Origin of the sequence: Streptomyces sp. NBC_01618, from assembly GCF_045209435.1 — a bacterium.
Lineage (GTDB): Bacteria > Actinomycetota > Actinomycetes > Streptomycetales > Streptomycetaceae > Streptomyces.
Window position 1 is genome coordinate 6964340 of sequence record NZ_CP109297.1, and the last position, 16402, is coordinate 6980741.

The window sequence follows — 16402 nt, forward strand, 5'->3', positions numbered from 1 at the left end:
CCCGGCCGCTGCCCGGACCGTGTCAAGACAAGACACGCTGCCGCCAGGGTGAGCGGGCATCAGAAAGTCCCCTGGACAGGCTAATAGCGGATCAATTTGCCTACGAATAAAGGCAATTGGCAGCTTGTCTAATTATATGGAAATAGCATATGGCGTACTTTATGTACCTCGATCGGCGTGCAGTCGCCAACCTTCAACGTGTCCGATATGACAGGTATGTGAGCCGTCAGTACGTTCATCCACGGGTCGACTGCTCAGCCGACCTCTCTGAGACAGGAGAAGCGACATGGTTACCCGTTCCAGCATCGTTACCGCCGCCGTCGCGGCCGCTGCGGCTCTGGCCGCCACCGGCATCACCTACGCCTCGGCCGCCCCCTCCGAGCCCGTCCAGGCTGCCCCGGCCGTCCAGCAGGCCACTCCCGTTTCGGCTCTCGACGGCGGCGACGCCGGAAAGGGCAATGAGAGCAAGGGCAACGAGGGCAAGGGCAACGAGGGCAGGGGCAACGAGGGCCGCGGCTACGAGCGCCGTGGCTTCGAGGGCCGTGAGCACTTCGAGGGCCGTATCCACATCAACGAGCGGACGTACTCCGCCGAGCCGGGCGGCTGCATGGTCGTGGTCAGCGGCCTCGGCGCCAAGAGCCTCAACATCCGCAACGACAGCCGCCGGACCGTCGAGGTCTTCCGCGGGGCCACCTGCGACAACGGCGCCCCCATCGCCACCGTCGGACCGTGGAGCTCCAGCGACGGGGTGTTCCCGGGGCACGTCAAGGGCGGCCTGTGGGTCAAGAACGGAGTGGTGGGCAGCTTCCGGGTGATCCACCACTTCGACGAGGACCGCGACCGCGGTGACCGCGGCGGCGATCGCGGCGGCGACGGGGACTGGTGACCGAGTCACTCGGTTGACGTAGAACCCCGGCCCGCCGGAATCGGGCCGGGGCTCCAGTCAGGGCATCCGATCGGAGCGACCCAGTCGGATGCCCACACCTGAACGACGACTGACAAACCCGAACACCTGCCACGCCATACTAGAGCCGGACGGCGAGGCACTGCCAGCCGACCGGCACGGCCGCGCCGCACGCGGCCACCGGGCTCCGGTTCCGGTTCCCATCCGGTTCCGGAGTTCGGCTTTTGGGCTCCGGATCCGGATTCCGCTTCCGGGACTCGGCTTCCGGAATCCGGTTGCGGTTCCGGGCTCCGTTCCGGGACGCGGCTTCCGGATTCGTTCTCGGCCTGCGGCCCTCGGTGGGGCCCGGCAACCGGGCGGCAGAACGTGGCGCCGGCGCGGCAGACGCCGCCCACGTCCCGGCCGCCAGGGAGCCGGCCGGCCGTACGGCCGGGATACCGGCGATCGACGAAACTCGCGCTGCTCGAAGGCACCTGACGACGGGCCTTGGCCCAGATGGGTGACGGCCCCGGCGGCACGGCCCCGAAGGGCCACCCCCATTCCGGTCCGCACGCATCCGCACGCCGGCCACTGTCCGGCCTATGTTCCGGGAGTGTCCCGTACCGGCTCCAACTGCCACCACTGGCCGGGGGAGTCGGTGTCCTCCCACTGCTGGACACGGGCACCGTCCGCCGTGCTGCCGTCGGCGACCTCCAGGACGAGCCCGCTGATGAAGCTGACCAGCGTCACCACCCCGGGCGCCTCCAGGTGCTGCTCGATCAGCCATTCCTGGGCGCCGTAGTTGTTGGCCCGCCACTGCTGGACCGCGGCGCCGTTCTCGGTGGAGGCATTGGCGACGTCCAGCCGCTTGCTGCTGTGGATGTTGACCAGGTGGTACAGCGCCGCACCCTCGTGCACGGGGGAGAGCTGCCAGTGCTGGGCCGCCGAACCGCTCTCCGCGCCCTGCTGCACCGGGGCGCCGCCGCCCTTGGCGGAGCCGTACACCTCCAGCAGCAGTCCGCTGCCCACATTGCGCAGCCGGTAGCGGCCAGCCGCGACGACGGGCGCGGTGTCCCCGCTCATGTTCCGGTTCCTTCCTGCGGCACGGACCGCCGCCCGGCTCGGCAGCCGGGCGGCGGTCCGTGTGCGTCAACGGTGCGATGACAGGGCTCAGGCGCCGAGGTTGAACTCGCCGGGATTCGGGCCGAGGCGCTTGCCCTCGTCCAGTGCGGCGAACGCGGCCAGGTCGTCGGCGTCCAGCTCGAAGCCGAACACATCGAGGTTCTCCACGATCCGGGACGGCGTCACCGACTTCGGGATCACCACATTGCCGGTCTGGATGTGCCAGCGGAGCACCACCTGAGCCGGTGTGCGGTCGTGCTTCCGGGCGATCGCGACGACCGTCGGCACCTCCAGGAGCCCCTTGCCCTGGCCCAGCGGCGACCACGCCTCGGTCGCGATGCCGTGCTTGGCGTGGAACGCGCGCGACTCGGCCTGCTGGAGCTGCGGGTGGAGCTCGATCTGGTTGATCACCGGGATCACGGAGGTCTCGCCGAGCAGGCGCTCCAGGTGCTCGGGGAGGAAGTTCGAGACTCCGATGGCCTTCGCGCGGCCCTCGGAGTAGATCTTCTCGAAGGCCTTGTACGTGTCGAGGTACGCGTCCTTGGCCGGCACGGGCCAGTGGATCAGATACAGATCGACGTACTCCAGCCCCAGCTTGTCGAGCGAGCTGTCGAAGGCGCGCAGGGTGGAATCGTAGCCCTGATCGGTGTTCCACAGCTTTGTCGTGACGAAGAGCTCTTCGCGGGCCACACCGGAGGCCGCGACGGCCCTGCCGGTGCCCTCCTCGTTCTCGTAGATCGCGGCGGTGTCGATGCTCCGGTATCCGGACTCGATGGCTGTCGCGACCGCCTTCGCGGCCTCGTCGTCAGGCACCTGCCAGACACCGAAGCCGAGCTGCGGCATCTCGACGCCGTTGTTGAGGGTGATGGAGGGGACCTTGCTCACGAGCGGTCGATCCTTACGTCGTCGGTTGGGATTCTCATGGTCAACGATCACCGTGGGCCGTGCATTCCCGGCCGTTCCGATTTCCTTGCATCACGAGCAAACCGGCCATCGGCGGCACGGCACTCGCCGCCGGACCGCTGCTGCCCCTGCTCGACGCGCCACCCGCGCGGCCGCTGCGGCCACCCGGTACGAGGCGGAGTCCGCGACGACCATCGTCACGCGCCGCAGAGTCCAACCACCCCGGCTACCCCGGGACCGGCTCCCTCAATGGCGACAACGTCACCGACAGCTATGCGGAGTTGCCGCGACGGACAACGTGGGCGTCGCCGCGTACGACATCTACGAACACGGCAACAAGCTCGCGCTCGCCGAGGCGGCGGGCACCGTCACGACGAAGAAGCTGACCGGGCTCATCCCCGACACCGCGTAGAACCCACGTTGTTCGCCCTGTACCGCTGAGGCACGGCCCGCCGTGCCTCAGCGGTACAGGGCGTCGACCTCCGCCGCGTACGCCGTCTCGATCGCCTTGCGCTTCAGCTTCAGCGACGGGGTGAGCAGGCCGTGCTCCTCGCTGAACGGATGCGCCAGGATCCGGAACGTACGGATCGACTCGGCCTGCGACACCGCCGTATTGGCGGCGACCACCGCACGTCGGACCTCCGTCTCCAGGCCCGGATCCCGCACCATTTCCTCCGGCCGCAGGGGCGCCCGCCCCTGAATGGCGAGCCAGTGGTCCACCCACTCCTGGTCGACCGTGACCAGCGCGGCGACGTAGGGCCGGTCGTTGCCGACGACGATGCACTGCGCGACCAGCGGATGCGCCCGCACCCGCTCCTCCAGACCGGTCGGAGACACACTCTTGCCGCCCGACGTCACCAGGATCTCCTTCTTCCGCCCCGTGATCGTCAGAAAGCCGTCCTCGTCGAGCGCCCCCAGGTCCCCGGTGGCCAGCCAGCCCTCCCGCAGCACCGCGGCGGTGGCCTCCGGGGCGCCGAGATAGCCCGCGAACACATGGTCGCCGTGCACCCACACCTCGCCGTCCTCCGCGATGTGCACGGTCGTGCCGGGGATCGGCTGCCCGACCGTGCCGTACCGGGTGCGCTCCGGCGGATTGGCGGTGGCCGCCGCGGTCGACTCGGTCAGCCCGTACCCCTCGTACACGGTCACGCCCGCACCCGCGAAGAACAGCCCCAGCTGCCGCGCCATGCCCGAACCGCCGGACATGGCGTGCCGGATCCGGCCGCCCATCGCCTCGCGCACCTTCCTGTACACGACCTTGTCGAAGAACTGGTGCTGCATCCGCAGCCCGGCGGACGGCCCGGGACCGGTCCCGAACGCCCGTGCCTCCACCGCCTCGGCGTACTTCACCGCGATGTCGACGGCCTTGTCGAACGCCCCGACCCGGCCCTCCGCCTCGGCCTTGCGCCGGGCGCCGCCTAAGACCTTCTCGAAGATGTACGGAACCGCCAGGATGAACGTCGGCCGGAACGACACCAGATCCGGCATCAGGGCCTTCGCCGACAGCTCCGGCTGATGGCCCAGCTTCACCCGGCCGCGGACCGCGGCGAGCTCCACCATCCGGCCGAAGACATGCGCCAGTGGCAGGAAGAGGAGAGTGGCAGCCTCGTCGCCCGGCTTCGAGTGGAAGACCGGCTCCCAGCGCGAGGCCATGGTGTCCGTCTCGAACATGAAGTTGGCGTGCGTGATCACACAGCCCTTGGGGCGTCCCGTCGTCCCCGAGGTGTAGATGATCGTCGCCACCGACTCGGGCGTCACCGCGCGCCGGTGGCGGTGCACCACCTCGTCCTCGACCTGGGCGCCCGCGTCGAGCAACTCGCCCACCGCGTCGGCGTCCAGCTGCCAGAGCCGCTTGAGACCGGGTAGCTGGTCGATCACCGAGGCGATCGTCATCGCGTGGTCCTCGTGCTCGACCATCACGGCCGACACGTCGGCGTCGTGCAGCATCCAGAGGACCTGCTCGGCCGAGGACGTCGGATAGACCGGTACGGACTGGGCGCCGACCGTCCACAGCGCGAAGTCGAAGAGCGTCCACTCGTAGCGCGTCCGCGACATCAGGGCCACCCGGTCGCCGAATCTGACGCCGTGCGCGATCAGGCCCTTGGCGAGGGCCAGCACCTCGTCGCGGAACGTCGCGGCGGTGACATCCCGCCAGCGTCCGCTCGCGTCCTTTCGGCCGAGCGCGACCCGGTCCGGATCCTCCTCGGCGTAGTCGAACACCACATCGGCCAGCCCGCCTACGAGGGGCGCGGCCGCCATGGGTGGGACAGTGAACTCGCGCAATGACCTGCTCCTCGTGGCGCTACGCACAGCGCCGTGACGCTACCCCAACAGACGGCGCGGCGGGAGGGCCCGTACCGGCGGACCCTGTGGCATATGCACAGGTCAGCCACCGAAATACGGCCAGATGGGCAAGGCTCGGGCGTGGCTGAGACCACGGAGTAAGCGGCCGGCGCGGGAATCTCCACCAAATCTGTACGACACGGTCACTCCCGTTCTGGGCGGTTACGACCTCACCCGTTCTCTATCGCGGCGAGGTCGTTACGGGGTATTGGTCCGCGGATCAGCCGGTCGCCGCCCGCCAGGATCGCCGCCGCCAGTGCGTCCGCGGCCTCCTGTGCCCTGCCCCGGCGGTGGCCGTGCAGCAGCACGAAGTCCACCTCGCCCAGCTCCGGCAGCCCCGCTCTGGCCGGCACCGGCACCAGACCCGGCGGGATCAGCCCGCGGCTGTGAGCCATCACGCCCAGCCCCGCACGGGCCGCCGCGATCAGCCCGCTCAGGCTGGTGCTCGTACAGGCGATCCGCCAGGCCCGGCCGTGCTCCTCCAGGACCTCCAGGGCGCGGGCCCGGGTGATGCCCGGCGGTGGGAAGAGGACCAGCGGAACCGGACGGTCCGGGTCGATCCGCAGCCGGGGAGTGCCGATCCAGTCCAGCGCGTCCTGCCAGACGAGCTCCCCGTGTGTGTCGCCGACGCGCCGCTTGGCGAGCACCAGATCGAGCCGGCCTGCCGCGAGCCGCTGGTGGAGCGTCCCGGAGAGCTCCACCGTCAGCTCCAACTCGACCTCCGGGTGGTCGCGGCGGAACGACTCCAGGATCTCCGGCAGCCGGGTCAGCACGAAGTCCTCGGACGCCCCGAACCGCAGCCGCCCGCGCAGTCGCGTGCCGGTGAAGAAGGCCGCCGCCCGCTCATGGGCCTCGAGTATCGTCCGGGCGAAACCGAGCATCGCCTCACCGTCCACGGTGAGATCGACCCGGTGCGTGTCCCGGGTGAACAGCTGCCGCCCCGTGGCATCCTCCAGGCGCCGCACATGCTGGCTCACCGTGGACTGCCGTACACCCAGTCGGCGGGCCGCCTGGGTGAAGCTCAGTGTCTGGGCGACGGCGAGAAAGGTACGCAACTGCGCGGGGTCGTACATGGGCCCCAGGCTATCGCGAACCGTGATGACAGTGAGAGCGGTATGCCGGATTCCCGATCGCGGTGATCAAGAGCAGGATGGAGAGGGCACGACCAGAACCAAGAGAACATGTGGAGCACATGAGCCGCCGCACCCTGAAACTGCCGTCCTGGCTGCCGATCGACCCGTACATCCTGGCGCTGATCGGCACGGTCGTGCTGGCGGCGATCCTGCCCGCATCGGGGACCGCCGCCGATGTGGCGGGCGGCGCCTCGACCGGAGCCGTCGCCTTTCTCTTCTTCCTGTACGGAGCCCGTCTCTCCACCGCCGAGGCACTCGACGGCCTCAAGCACTGGCGGCTCCACCTCACCGTTCTCGTCTGCACCTTCGTGGCGTTCCCGCTGCTCGGTCTCGCGGGCAAGGGACTGGTGCCGTACGTCCTGACGCCGCAGCTCCACAGCGGCTTCCTCTTCCTGTGCCTCGTCCCCTCGACGATCCAGTCGTCGATCGCCTTCACCTCGATCGCCCGCGGCAATGTGCCCGCGGCGATCTGTGCGGGCTCCTTCTCCTCGATCGCCGGAATCTTCCTCACGCCGCTGCTCGCCGCGGCGCTGCTGGGCAACAGCGGCGGTGGATTCTCGGCCGACGCGCTGCTGAAGATCGGGGTCCAGCTGCTGCTGCCGTTCGTCGCCGGGCAGCTGCTGCGTCGCTGGATCGGTGGCTTCATCACCCGCCACAAGAAGGCCCTCGGCTATGTCGACCGCGGCTCGATCCTGCTCGTCGTCTACACGGCATGCAGCGAGGGCATGGTCGCGGGCATCTGGCACCAGGTCACCCCGGCCAGGCTCGGCGCGCTGCTCGGCGCCGAGGCGGTGCTGCTCGCGCTGATGCTGACGCTGACCTGGTTCGGCGCGAAGCGGCTCGGCTTCGACCGTGGGGACCGGATCGCCATCCAGTTCGCCGGCTCGAAGAAGAGCCTGGCCGCCGGGCTGCCGATGGCGAGCGTCCTGTTCGGGGCGCAGGCGTCCCTCGCCGTACTGCCGCTCATGCTCTTCCACCAGATGCAGCTGATGGTGTGCGCGGTGATCGCCAAGCGCCGCTCGCGCGATCCGCTGGAGGAGAACCGGGAGCACAGTGCGGTGTCACGGGAGCCCGTCACGGTGAGCTGAGGGTGCGCCCGGAGCCCCGCCCGGGGACGGGGCCGGCCGGCGCAGGGGGCGCTCCCCGCCGGCCGGACCCTGACCCGTGCAGACGGGCGGGGCGCCTCAGCCCTGGACGATCGTCGCCTCCAGGGTGATGCGGTGCTCACCCGCATACACGTTCATGGAAGGACCCCGCAGGAAACCGACCAGGGTCAGTCCGGTCTCGGCCGCCAGATCGACGGCGAGGGACGACGGCGCCGAGACCGCCGCGAGCACCGGGATCCCGGCCATCACCGCCTTCTGGGCCAGTTCGAACGAGGCCCGCCCCGACACCAGCAGGATCGCCCGGGACAGCGGCAGCCGGTGGTCGGTCAGGGCCCGGCCGACCAGCTTGTCGACCGCGTTGTGCCGGCCGACGTCCTCCCGGATGTCGAGCAGTTCACCCGTCTCGGAGAACAGCGCCGCCGCGTGCAGGCCCCCGGTCCGGTCGAAGACCTGTTGCGCGGCCCGCAGCCGGTCGGGGAGGGCGGCGAGCAGCGCGGGTTCGACCCGGACCGGGGGAGTGTCGGCGATCGGATGACGGGTCGTGGTGCGTACCGCGTCGAGGCTCGCCTTGCCGCACAGCCCGCAGGACGACGTGGTGTACACATTGCGTTCGAGGGTGATGTCGGGAACCGGGACACCGGGCGCGAGCTTCACGTCCACGACGTTGTACGTGTTCACGCCGTCCGCCGTGGCCCCGGCGCAGTAGACGATCGACTGGACTTCGGAGCCGTCACCGATCACACCCTCGCTCACCAGGAAGCCCGCCGCCAGCGCGAAGTCGTCGCCCGGCGTGCGCATCGTGATGGCGAGCGGCCTGCCGTTCAGCCGGATCTCCAGGGGCTCCTCGGCGACGAGCGTGTCGGGGCGCGTGGACACCGCCCCGTCCCGGATACGGATGGTGCGGCGGCGCTCGGTGACCCGTCCCATAGCGGTTAAACCCGATTCTGTACGTGTTGGAAGCCGAACCGGCCCTTGATGCAGAGGTTGCCGTGGGTCACCGGATTGTCGTGCGGAGAGGTGACCTTGACGATCTCATTGTCCTGCACATGGAGTGTGACATCGCAGCCGAATCCGCAGTACGCGCAGATCGTGGTGGTCTCCGTCTGGGCCCCTTCGTCCCAGGTCCCGGCCTCGCGCATGTCGAATTCGGACTTGAAGGAGAGCGCCCCGGTGGGGCACACCTCGATACAGTTGCCGCAGTAGACGCACGCCGAATCGGTGAGCGGCGCGTCGTGCTCGGTGGAGACGCGGGCGTCGAAGCCGCGGCCCGCCACGGCGATCACGAAGGTGCTCTGCCACTGCTCGCCGCACCGGGGCGGTGACCGTGCCCCGCCGGGACGCCACCCGGACCGAGGAGCGGGCCAGGGGACGGGCCAGGGGGGGCGGACCGGGGTGGTCCGAGGAGCGGGCTGAACGGGCTGAAATGACTGATTGGGCCCAGCGGACCGAGCGGGCTCAGCCGGAGAGCAGGAGGCGATATCACATCACGCCGACAGAATATTGTCTACAGTATGCTTTCCGAGGTCAAGGCTGTCGCCAAGCCTCCAACAACCGGGTCCTATTCCTGTGCGAACACGTGCCCCCGTACCGGGCAGTAGCGACCAAGACTGGATGGTTCCTGCCGTACGTAGCGAGGAGATCCTGTACATGACCGGCTCACGTGTCGTGGCGCTCGGCCACTATCAGCCCGCCAAGGTGCTCACCAACGACGATCTGGCGGCCATGGTCGACACCAGCGACGAGTGGATCACCAGCCGCGTCGGCATCAAGACCCGCCACGTCGGAGGCCCTGACGAGCCGGTGGACGAGATGGCCGCGTACGCGGGGGGCAAGGCGCTCGCCGCGGCGGGGCTGCGGCCCGCCGAGATCGATCTGGTGCTGGTCGCCACCTCCACCGCGATCGACCGCTCGCCGAGCATGTCGGCGCGGGTCGCCGCCCGGCTCGGCATGGGCTCGCCCGCGGTCATGGACATCAACGTGGTCTGCTCCGGATTCACCCACGCCCTCGCCACCGCCGACCACGCGATCCGGGCGGGCGCGGCCGAGCGCGTCCTCGTCATCGGTGCCGACAAGATGGCGGACATCGCGGACTGGACGGACCGCAGCACCTGTGTCCTGCTCGGTGACGGGGCCGGCGCGGCGGTCGTCGTCGCGGACCCGGACGGCGGGGACCGGTCCGGGATCGGCCCGGTCCTGTGGGGTTCGGTGCCGGAGATGGGCAACGCGGTGCGGATCGAGGGGACGCCGCCGCGTTTCGCGCAGGAAGGGCAGTCCGTGTACCGCTGGGCCACCACGCAGCTGCCGCCCATCGCCCGCAAGGTGTGCGAGAAGGCCGGTGTCGCCCCCGAGGAGCTGGCCGCGGTCGTGCTGCACCAGGCCAATCTGCGGATCATCGAACCCGTCGCCAGGAAGATCGGCGCGGTCAACGCGGTCATCGCCCGGGATGTCGTGGATTCCGGCAATACGTCCGCGGCGTCCATCCCGATGGCCCTGTCCAAGCTGGTGGAACGCGGCGAGGTCCAAAGCGGCGCGCCGGTGCTGCTTTTCGGCTTCGGCGGGAATCTCTCGTACGCGGGTCAGGTGATCCGCTGCCCCTGAGGGGCGCTGTGCTCGGTAGACTGTAGACGATAAGCAATTGCTCGTCGCCCGGAGGGGGACCGCGATGTTGTCCGCAGGACTGCCGCCAGGGGCTGTGCCGAAGCTGGAACGGCCCGGTCCGCTACGCGAGCGCGTGTACGAGGCGCTGCTCGAACTGATAACGACGCGTGCGCTCCGTCCCGGCCAGCACCTGGTCGAGAGCGAACTGGCCGGCCATCTCGGGGTGTCCAGGCAGCCGGTGCGGGAGGCGCTGCAGCGGCTGAACACCGAGGGCTGGGTCGATCTCCGGCCCGCCCAGGGCGCGTTCGTGCATGAGCCCACGGAGGGCGAGGCGGACCAGCTGCTCTCGGTCCGCACCCTGCTGGAGGCCGAGGCCGCCCGCCTCGCCGCGGTCAACTCCGACGCCGCGGGCATCGCCGTCCTGGAGGAGCTCTGCGCCAAGGGTGAGCAGGCGGTCGCCGACGACGACGTGGACCTGGCGGTCGCCACCAACGCGGCCTTCCACGCCAAGGTCATGGAGCTGGCGGGCAATGTCGTCCTCTCCGAGCTGGCCGGGCAGGTGGACCGCCGGGTCCGCTGGTACTACACCCCGGTGGCCCGCCGGCGTGGCACCCAGTCCTGGATCGAGCACCGCTCGCTCATCGCGGCGATCGCCTCGCGCGACGAACAGCGGGCCACGGAGATCATGCGGGCGCACACGGAACACACGCGCAAGACGTACCACCAGCGCAACGGGGAGTAGCGCGCGGCAGGGTGGTCGAACGGGGTCGTAACGGAAGGGCCGGGGCTTGAGCCCCGGCCCTTCGTGGGTTTGTGGCCGTTGTGGCCGTTGTGGCCGTTGTGGCCGTTGTGGGCTCGGGGGCTCGGGGGCTCGGGGGCTCGGGGGCTCGGGGGCTCCAGGGCTCGTGGTCGTCGTGGGCCGAGCGGCTTTGTCCTCGATCTGGAGAAAGTTGTAGTGGATTCCTGCGCAACTTCTTCCCACCCCCGGCAACCGCTGCTACGTTTCCCTCGAAAGCCCGACGGACAGGCCGATGTGGCGGGGAGGGGCGCGTGAGACGTATGACGGCACGACCCGCGAATTCTCATCAGGCGCGACTGCTCCGGCTGTTGCGCGACGGCGGGCCCAACTCACGGGCACAGCTGGGGGATCAGGTCGATCTCTCCCGCTCCAAGCTCGCCGTCGAGGTCGACAGGCTGCTGGAGACCGGACTTGTCGTGGCCGACGGACTCGCCGCATCCCGCGGCGGCCGTCGCTCGCACAACATCCGGCTCGCTCCGCAACTGCGCTTCCTCGGCGTCGACATCGGTGCCACATCCGTCGATGTGGCCGTCACCAACGCCGAGTTGGAGGTTCTGGGCCACCTCAACCATCCCATGGACGTACGCGAAGGGCCGGTCGCCATCTTCGAGCAGGTGCTGGCCATGGCGGCCAAGCTCCGGGCCTCGGGGCTCGCCGAAGGTTTCGACGGCGCGGGCATCGGCGTACCCGGACCGGTCCGCTTCCCCGAAGGTGTGCCGGTCGCACCGCCGATCATGCCCGGCTGGGACGGCTTCCCGGTCCGCGAGGCGCTGAGCCAGGAACTGGGCTGCCCCGTCATGGTCGACAACGATGTGAACCTGATGGCGATGGGGGAGCAGCACGCGGGCGTCGCACGCTCCGTGGGCGACTTCCTCTGCGTCAAGATCGGTACGGGCATCGGCTGCGGCATCGTCGTCGGCGGCGAGGTCCACCGCGGCACGACGGGCAGCGCCGGAGACATCGGCCACATCCAGGTCGAACCCGAAGGGCGCGCCTGCGCCTGCGGCAACCGGGGTTGTCTGGAAGCCCACTTCAGCGGTGCCGCGCTCGCCCGCGACGCCGAGGACGCGGCGAGTGCCGGGCGGTCACCGGAGCTCGCGGGCCGACTGGAGGCGGCCGGCAAACTCACCGCCGTCGATGTGGCCGCCGCCGCGGCCGCCGGCGATGCCACCTCGCTCGACCTGATCCGCGAAGGCGGCGACCGGGTGGGGCAGGTCATCGCGGGACTTGTCAGCTTCTTCAATCCCGGACTGGTGGTGATCGGCGGCGGAGTGACCGGCCTCGGGCACACGCTCCTCGCCAGCGTCCGGACCCAGGTCTACCGGCAGTCGCTGCCGCTGGCCACCGGTAATCTCCCCATCGTGCTCGGCGAGTTGGGACCGGCCGCCGGAGTGATCGGCGCCGCCCGGCTCATCAGCGACCACCTGTTCTCACCGGCCTGATCCTCGGCCGGTACGTACCACCGAACCGCTCCCGCCTCTTTTGGCCGGGGGTCCGGGGGTCACCCCCGGGACAGTACTGCGCCCTGCCCGCTCACCGGCCTTCCCCCAGCTCTCGGCTGCGCTCGAGAAGGGGAGAACCCATTCGCCGAGGGGATTCGTCATGGCACCAGAACCGCCCCTGCTCACCATGTCCGGCATCACCAAGTCGTTCCCCGGAGTACGCGCCCTCGACGGCGTGGACCTGGAGGTACAGGCCGGCGAAGTCCACTGTCTCCTCGGGCAGAACGGCGCCGGCAAGTCCACCCTCATCAAGGTGCTCGCCGGGGCCCACCAGCCCGACGGCGGCGAGATCACCTGGCGCGGCGAACCGGCCGCACTCAAGTCGCCCATCGCCGCGATGCGGCTCGGCATCGCCACCATCTACCAGGAACTCGACCTGGTCGAGGGCCTGTCGGTCGCCGAGAACGTCTTCCTCGGCCATGAACCCACCACCGCCCGCTTCATCGTCCGCACCCGCGAGGGCCGTACGGCGGCCGCCGCGCTGCTGAAGCGTCTCGGTCACCCGGAGATCGACCCGGCCCGGGCGGTCGGAGAACTGTCCGCCGCACAGCAGCAGATCGTCTCCATGGCGCGGGCACTCTCCCACGACGTACGGCTCATCGTGATGGACGAGCCGTCCGCCGCGCTCGACCCGGACGAGGTCGACAACCTCTTCCGTGTCGTCGCCGCTCTCACCGCCGACGGGGTCGCCGTCGTCTACATCTCGCACCGCCTCGAGGAGATCCGCCGCATCGGCGACCGGGTGACCGTGCTCAAGGACGGCCGCGCCGTCGCCGTGGGGCTGCCCGCCAAGTCCACACCGACACGCGACGTAGTTGCCATGATGACCGGCCGCAACGTCGAACACGTCTTCCCGCCGCGCACCGCGGACCGTGCGGGGGCGGCCGTCGCAGAACCGGTCCTGAAGGTCGAAGGGCTCACCAGGAAGGGCGAATTCGCCCCGGTGGACCTGGAGCTGCGGCCCGGCGAGATCGTCGGCCTGGCCGGACTCGTCGGTTCGGGACGTTCCGAGATCCTGGAGACCATCTACGGGGCCCGCAGGCCGAGCGCCGGACGCGTCACCGTGGCAGGGCAGCAGCTCCGGCCCGGCAGCGTCCGCGCCGCCGTCGCCGCCGGAATCGGGCTCGCCCCCGAGGAACGCAAGGCGCAGGCCCTGCTGATGCTCGAAACCGTCACCCGTAACGTCTCCGTCTCCTCGATGTCCCGCTTCTCCCGGGCCGGCTGGCTCGACCGCGGGGCCGAACGCCGGGCCGCCCGCACCGCAACCCGTGAGCTCTCCCTGCGACCCGACAACCCGGACACCCCGGTCCGCACACTGTCCGGCGGCAACCAGCAGAAGGCCGTCCTGGCCCGCTGGCTGCTGCGCGGCTGCCGGGTTCTGCTGCTCGACGAACCGACCCGCGGTGTCGACGTCGGCGCCCGCGCCGAGCTCTACGCCGTGATCCGCCGGCTGGCCGACGAAGGCCTCGCCGTCCTGCTCGTCTCCAGCGAGGTGCCCGAAGTGCTCGGCCTCGCCGACCGGGTGCTGGTGCTCCGCGAGGGCCGCGTCGTGCACTCGGCGGACGCCCGGGAGCTCGACGAGCACCGCGTACTCGACATAGTGATGGAAGGGAGCCCGACGTCATGACGCAGCCCGTCTCCTCGGCGCAGCAGAGCGGGCCGGACAAGGGAGCCGTCCCCGCCCCGGCCGCCGGACCCAGGAAGCAGGACGGACCTTCGCGCGCCTTCGGCCTGCGCATGGACATGCGCAACCTCTCGCTGCTCGGCGTCCTCGCCGCACTGATCGTCGTCGGCGGATTCACCGAGCCCGATGCCTTCCTGGACACCGGGAACCTTCAGCTGATCCTGACCCAGTCCTCCGTCATCGGAGTGGTCACCGTCGGGATGACCTTCGTCATCACCAGCGGCGGCATCGACCTGTCGGTCGGCGCGATGGTCGCGCTCGCCTCCGTATGGGCGACCACGCTCGCCACCCAGGAGTACGGCTTCGCGGGAATCCTGTTCACCGCCGTGATCGTCGGACTCGGTGCCGGGCTGGTGAACGGGGTACTCATCGCGTACGGGCGGATGGTGCCGTTCATCGCGACGCTGGCCATGCTCGCCTCGGCCCGCGGGCTCGCCCTCCTGATCACCGACGGCAAGACCCAGATCGTCACCGTCAAGTCGGTCCTCGACCTGGGACTGCCCGACTCGTACGTCCTCGGCATCCCACCCCTGGTCATGATGTTCGCCGCCGTGACCGTCATCGGCTGGCTCGTACTGAACCGCACGACCTTCGGACGGCGTACGGTCGCGGTCGGCGGCAACGCGGAAGCGGCCAGGCTGGCCGGCATCGACGTACGACGGCAGCGGCTCTACCTCTATCTGCTCTCCGGACTGTGCTGCGGCATCGCGGCCTTCATGCTGATCGTCCTGGCCGGATCGGGACAGAACACCAACGGCAATCTGTACGAGCTCGACGCCATCGCCGCCGCGATCATCGGCGGCACCCTGCTCAGCGGCGGGCGCGGCACCATCGTCGGTTCCGTACTCGGCGTTCTCGTCTTCACCACCATCACCAACATCTTCGCGCTCAACAATCTGCAGACCGACGTCCAGCAGATCGCCAAGGGCGCGATCATCGTCGCCGCAGTCCTGGTCCAGCGCCGCACACCGGCGCACGGGGAGACCTGAGCCCACCGCCCGCTTCTCCGCATCGCCCACCGCACCGCCCACCGCTCCGTTCGCCACATGTGACACGTCACGCACCGGCATGACATATCACGCACCGGATGAAGGGTTTGACAGCCATGCCAGAAACCAGCCGCAGACGACTGCTCTTCGGCACCGCAGCCGTCTCCGCAGGCGCCGTTCTCACCGCTTGCACCAGCAACGAGCCCAAGAAATCGGAGACCGCGCAGAGCAATCAGCCCGCCGCCGACGACAAGCCCGGCAAGCCCGTCACCATCGGCTTCGCGGGTCCGCAGGCCGACCACGGCTGGCTCAACGCCATCAACGAGAACGCCAAGTCGCGGGCGGCGAAGTACTCCGAGGTGACGCTGGAGAGTACCGAGGGCTCCAATGACACCGCCGCCCAGATCGGCCAGGTCAAGACCCTCATCAACAAGAAGGTCGATGTCCTCGTCATCCTCCCCGCCGACGGCAAGGCGCTCACCCAGGTCGGCCTTGAGGCCATGCGGGCGGGCATCCCCGTCATCAACCTGGACCGGATCTTCGCCTCCCCGCAGGCCTACCGCTGCTGGGTCGGCGGCGACAACTACGGCATGGGTCTCAACGCCGGCACGTACATCGGTGAGCAGCTCAAGGACAAGGCGGGAGCCAAGGTCGTCGAGCTGGCCGGCATCGACAACCTGGAGCTCACCAAGCAGCGCAGTCAGGGCTTCGCCGACGCCTTGAAGAACTACCCCAACATCAAACTGGTGGCCCGTCAGGCCGCCGACTTCACCGTCGAGTCGGGTCAGGCGAAGATGGCCCAACTCCTCCAGGCGCAGAAGAAGTTCGACGCTCTGTGGAATCACGACGACGACCAGGGTGTGGGCGCGCTGCGCGCCATCCAGCAGGCGGGCCGCGACGAGTTCCTGATGGTCGGCGGCGCCGGCGCGAAGTCCGCGATGGACGCCATCAAGGCCGACAACAGCGTGCTGAAGGCGACCGTTCTCTATCCGCCCACGATGGCCGCGTCCGCCATCGACCTGGCCCGCGCCCTCGCCCAGGGCAAGGGCGTCGGCGGCCTGGCCGAAATGGAGATCCCGACCAGTCTCACTCTCTACTCGGCCGTGGTCACCAAGGAGAACATCGACCAGTACCTGCCGACGGGCTTCAGCTGAGCCGCCCCGCAGGAGGGTGCTGACCCTCCTGCCGCACCCATCGAACGACCGACGAGGAGGAAGCCCGGATGGCCCGTAGGGAAGAGACGGATCAGGAGGCCGCAGGTCCGCCGATGCAACGGCCGAAGCCGAGCGTGTCCACGCATCAGCCGACGCCGAACGTGTCCACGCAACAACCGGTGGCGA

At 69.6% G+C, this 16402-nt stretch carries 13 protein-coding genes and 1 pseudogene; 8 read left to right on the forward strand and 6 right to left on the reverse strand.

What is annotated here, in order from left to right:
• The first annotated feature begins 286 nt into the window (after positions 1 to 286).
• Positions 287 to 886, forward strand: a complete 600-nt coding sequence (locus OH735_RS32375; RefSeq protein WP_406385205.1) for a hypothetical protein — start codon at positions 287 to 289, stop codon at positions 884 to 886.
• Between the two features lie 597 nt (positions 887 to 1483).
• Here the strand turns inward: OH735_RS32375 and OH735_RS32380 are convergent.
• The 4 genes from OH735_RS32380 to OH735_RS32395 all read right to left on the reverse strand — a co-directional run bounded on the left by OH735_RS32380 (position 1484) and on the right by OH735_RS32395 (position 6324).
• Positions 1484 to 1966, reverse strand: coding sequence for an RICIN domain-containing protein (locus OH735_RS32380; protein WP_406385206.1), 483 nt, complete (start codon positions 1964 to 1966; stop codon positions 1484 to 1486).
• A gap of 87 nt (positions 1967 to 2053) precedes the next feature.
• Positions 2054 to 2890, reverse strand: coding sequence for an aldo/keto reductase (locus OH735_RS32385; RefSeq protein WP_406385207.1), 837 nt, complete (start codon positions 2888 to 2890; stop codon positions 2054 to 2056).
• A 477-nt stretch (positions 2891 to 3367) separates the two neighbouring features.
• Complete coding sequence (locus tag OH735_RS32390) at positions 3368 to 5167, reverse strand: AMP-dependent synthetase/ligase (RefSeq protein WP_406385208.1); 1800 nt, start codon at positions 5165 to 5167, stop codon at positions 3368 to 3370.
• A gap of 254 nt (positions 5168 to 5421) precedes the next feature.
• Positions 5422 to 6324: a LysR family transcriptional regulator gene (locus tag OH735_RS32395; protein ID WP_406385209.1), complete on the reverse strand. Its 903-nt coding sequence runs from the start codon at positions 6322 to 6324 to the stop codon at positions 5422 to 5424.
• A gap of 119 nt (positions 6325 to 6443) precedes the next feature.
• Here OH735_RS32395 and OH735_RS32400 point away from each other — a divergent pair, with 119 nt between their 5' ends.
• Positions 6444 to 7472 carry a bile acid:sodium symporter family protein gene (locus OH735_RS32400; protein ID WP_406385210.1) on the forward strand — a complete coding sequence of 343 codons (1029 nt, stop codon included), beginning with the start codon at positions 6444 to 6446 and terminating at the stop codon, positions 7470 to 7472.
• Positions 7473 to 7568: 96 nt separating this feature from the next.
• Here the strand turns inward: OH735_RS32400 and fdhD are convergent, their stop codons facing one another.
• Together fdhD and OH735_RS32410 are read right to left on the reverse strand one after the other, a co-directional pair.
• Entirely contained in the window at positions 7569 to 8417 is an 849-nt protein-coding gene (fdhD, locus tag OH735_RS32405; RefSeq protein WP_406385211.1) for a formate dehydrogenase accessory sulfurtransferase FdhD, read from the reverse strand.
• A 5-nt stretch (positions 8418 to 8422) separates the two neighbouring features.
• Positions 8423 to 8800 (reverse strand): annotated as a pseudogene (locus tag OH735_RS32410) (4Fe-4S binding protein); the annotation flags it as partial.
• Between the two features lie 337 nt (positions 8801 to 9137).
• On the opposite strand from OH735_RS32410, the gene OH735_RS32415 reads away from it, so the two are divergent.
• From OH735_RS32415 to OH735_RS32440, 6 genes are all read left to right on the forward strand, one after another.
• Positions 9138 to 10088, forward strand: coding sequence for a beta-ketoacyl-ACP synthase III (locus OH735_RS32415; protein ID WP_406385212.1), 951 nt, complete (start codon positions 9138 to 9140; stop codon positions 10086 to 10088).
• A gap of 64 nt (positions 10089 to 10152) precedes the next feature.
• A complete protein-coding gene (locus tag OH735_RS32420; protein WP_406385213.1) occupies positions 10153 to 10830 on the forward strand; it encodes a GntR family transcriptional regulator in 678 nt (225 codons plus the stop codon).
• A 317-nt stretch (positions 10831 to 11147) separates the two neighbouring features.
• A complete protein-coding gene (locus OH735_RS32425) occupies positions 11148 to 12329 on the forward strand; it encodes an ROK family protein (protein WP_406385214.1) in 1182 nt (393 codons plus the stop codon).
• 160 nt (positions 12330 to 12489) lie between these two features.
• Positions 12490 to 14016, forward strand: a complete 1527-nt coding sequence (locus OH735_RS32430; RefSeq protein ID WP_406385215.1) for a sugar ABC transporter ATP-binding protein — start codon at positions 12490 to 12492, stop codon at positions 14014 to 14016.
• Entirely contained in the window at positions 14013 to 15062 is a 1050-nt protein-coding gene (locus OH735_RS32435) for an ABC transporter permease (protein ID WP_406385216.1), read from the forward strand. Before OH735_RS32430 ends, OH735_RS32435 begins: the two co-directional genes overlap by 4 nt.
• 116 nt (positions 15063 to 15178) lie before the next feature.
• On the forward strand, positions 15179 to 16216 hold the full coding sequence (locus OH735_RS32440; protein WP_406385217.1) for a substrate-binding domain-containing protein: 1038 nt from the start codon (positions 15179 to 15181) through the stop codon (positions 16214 to 16216).
• Positions 16217 to 16402: the final 186 nt, after the last annotated feature.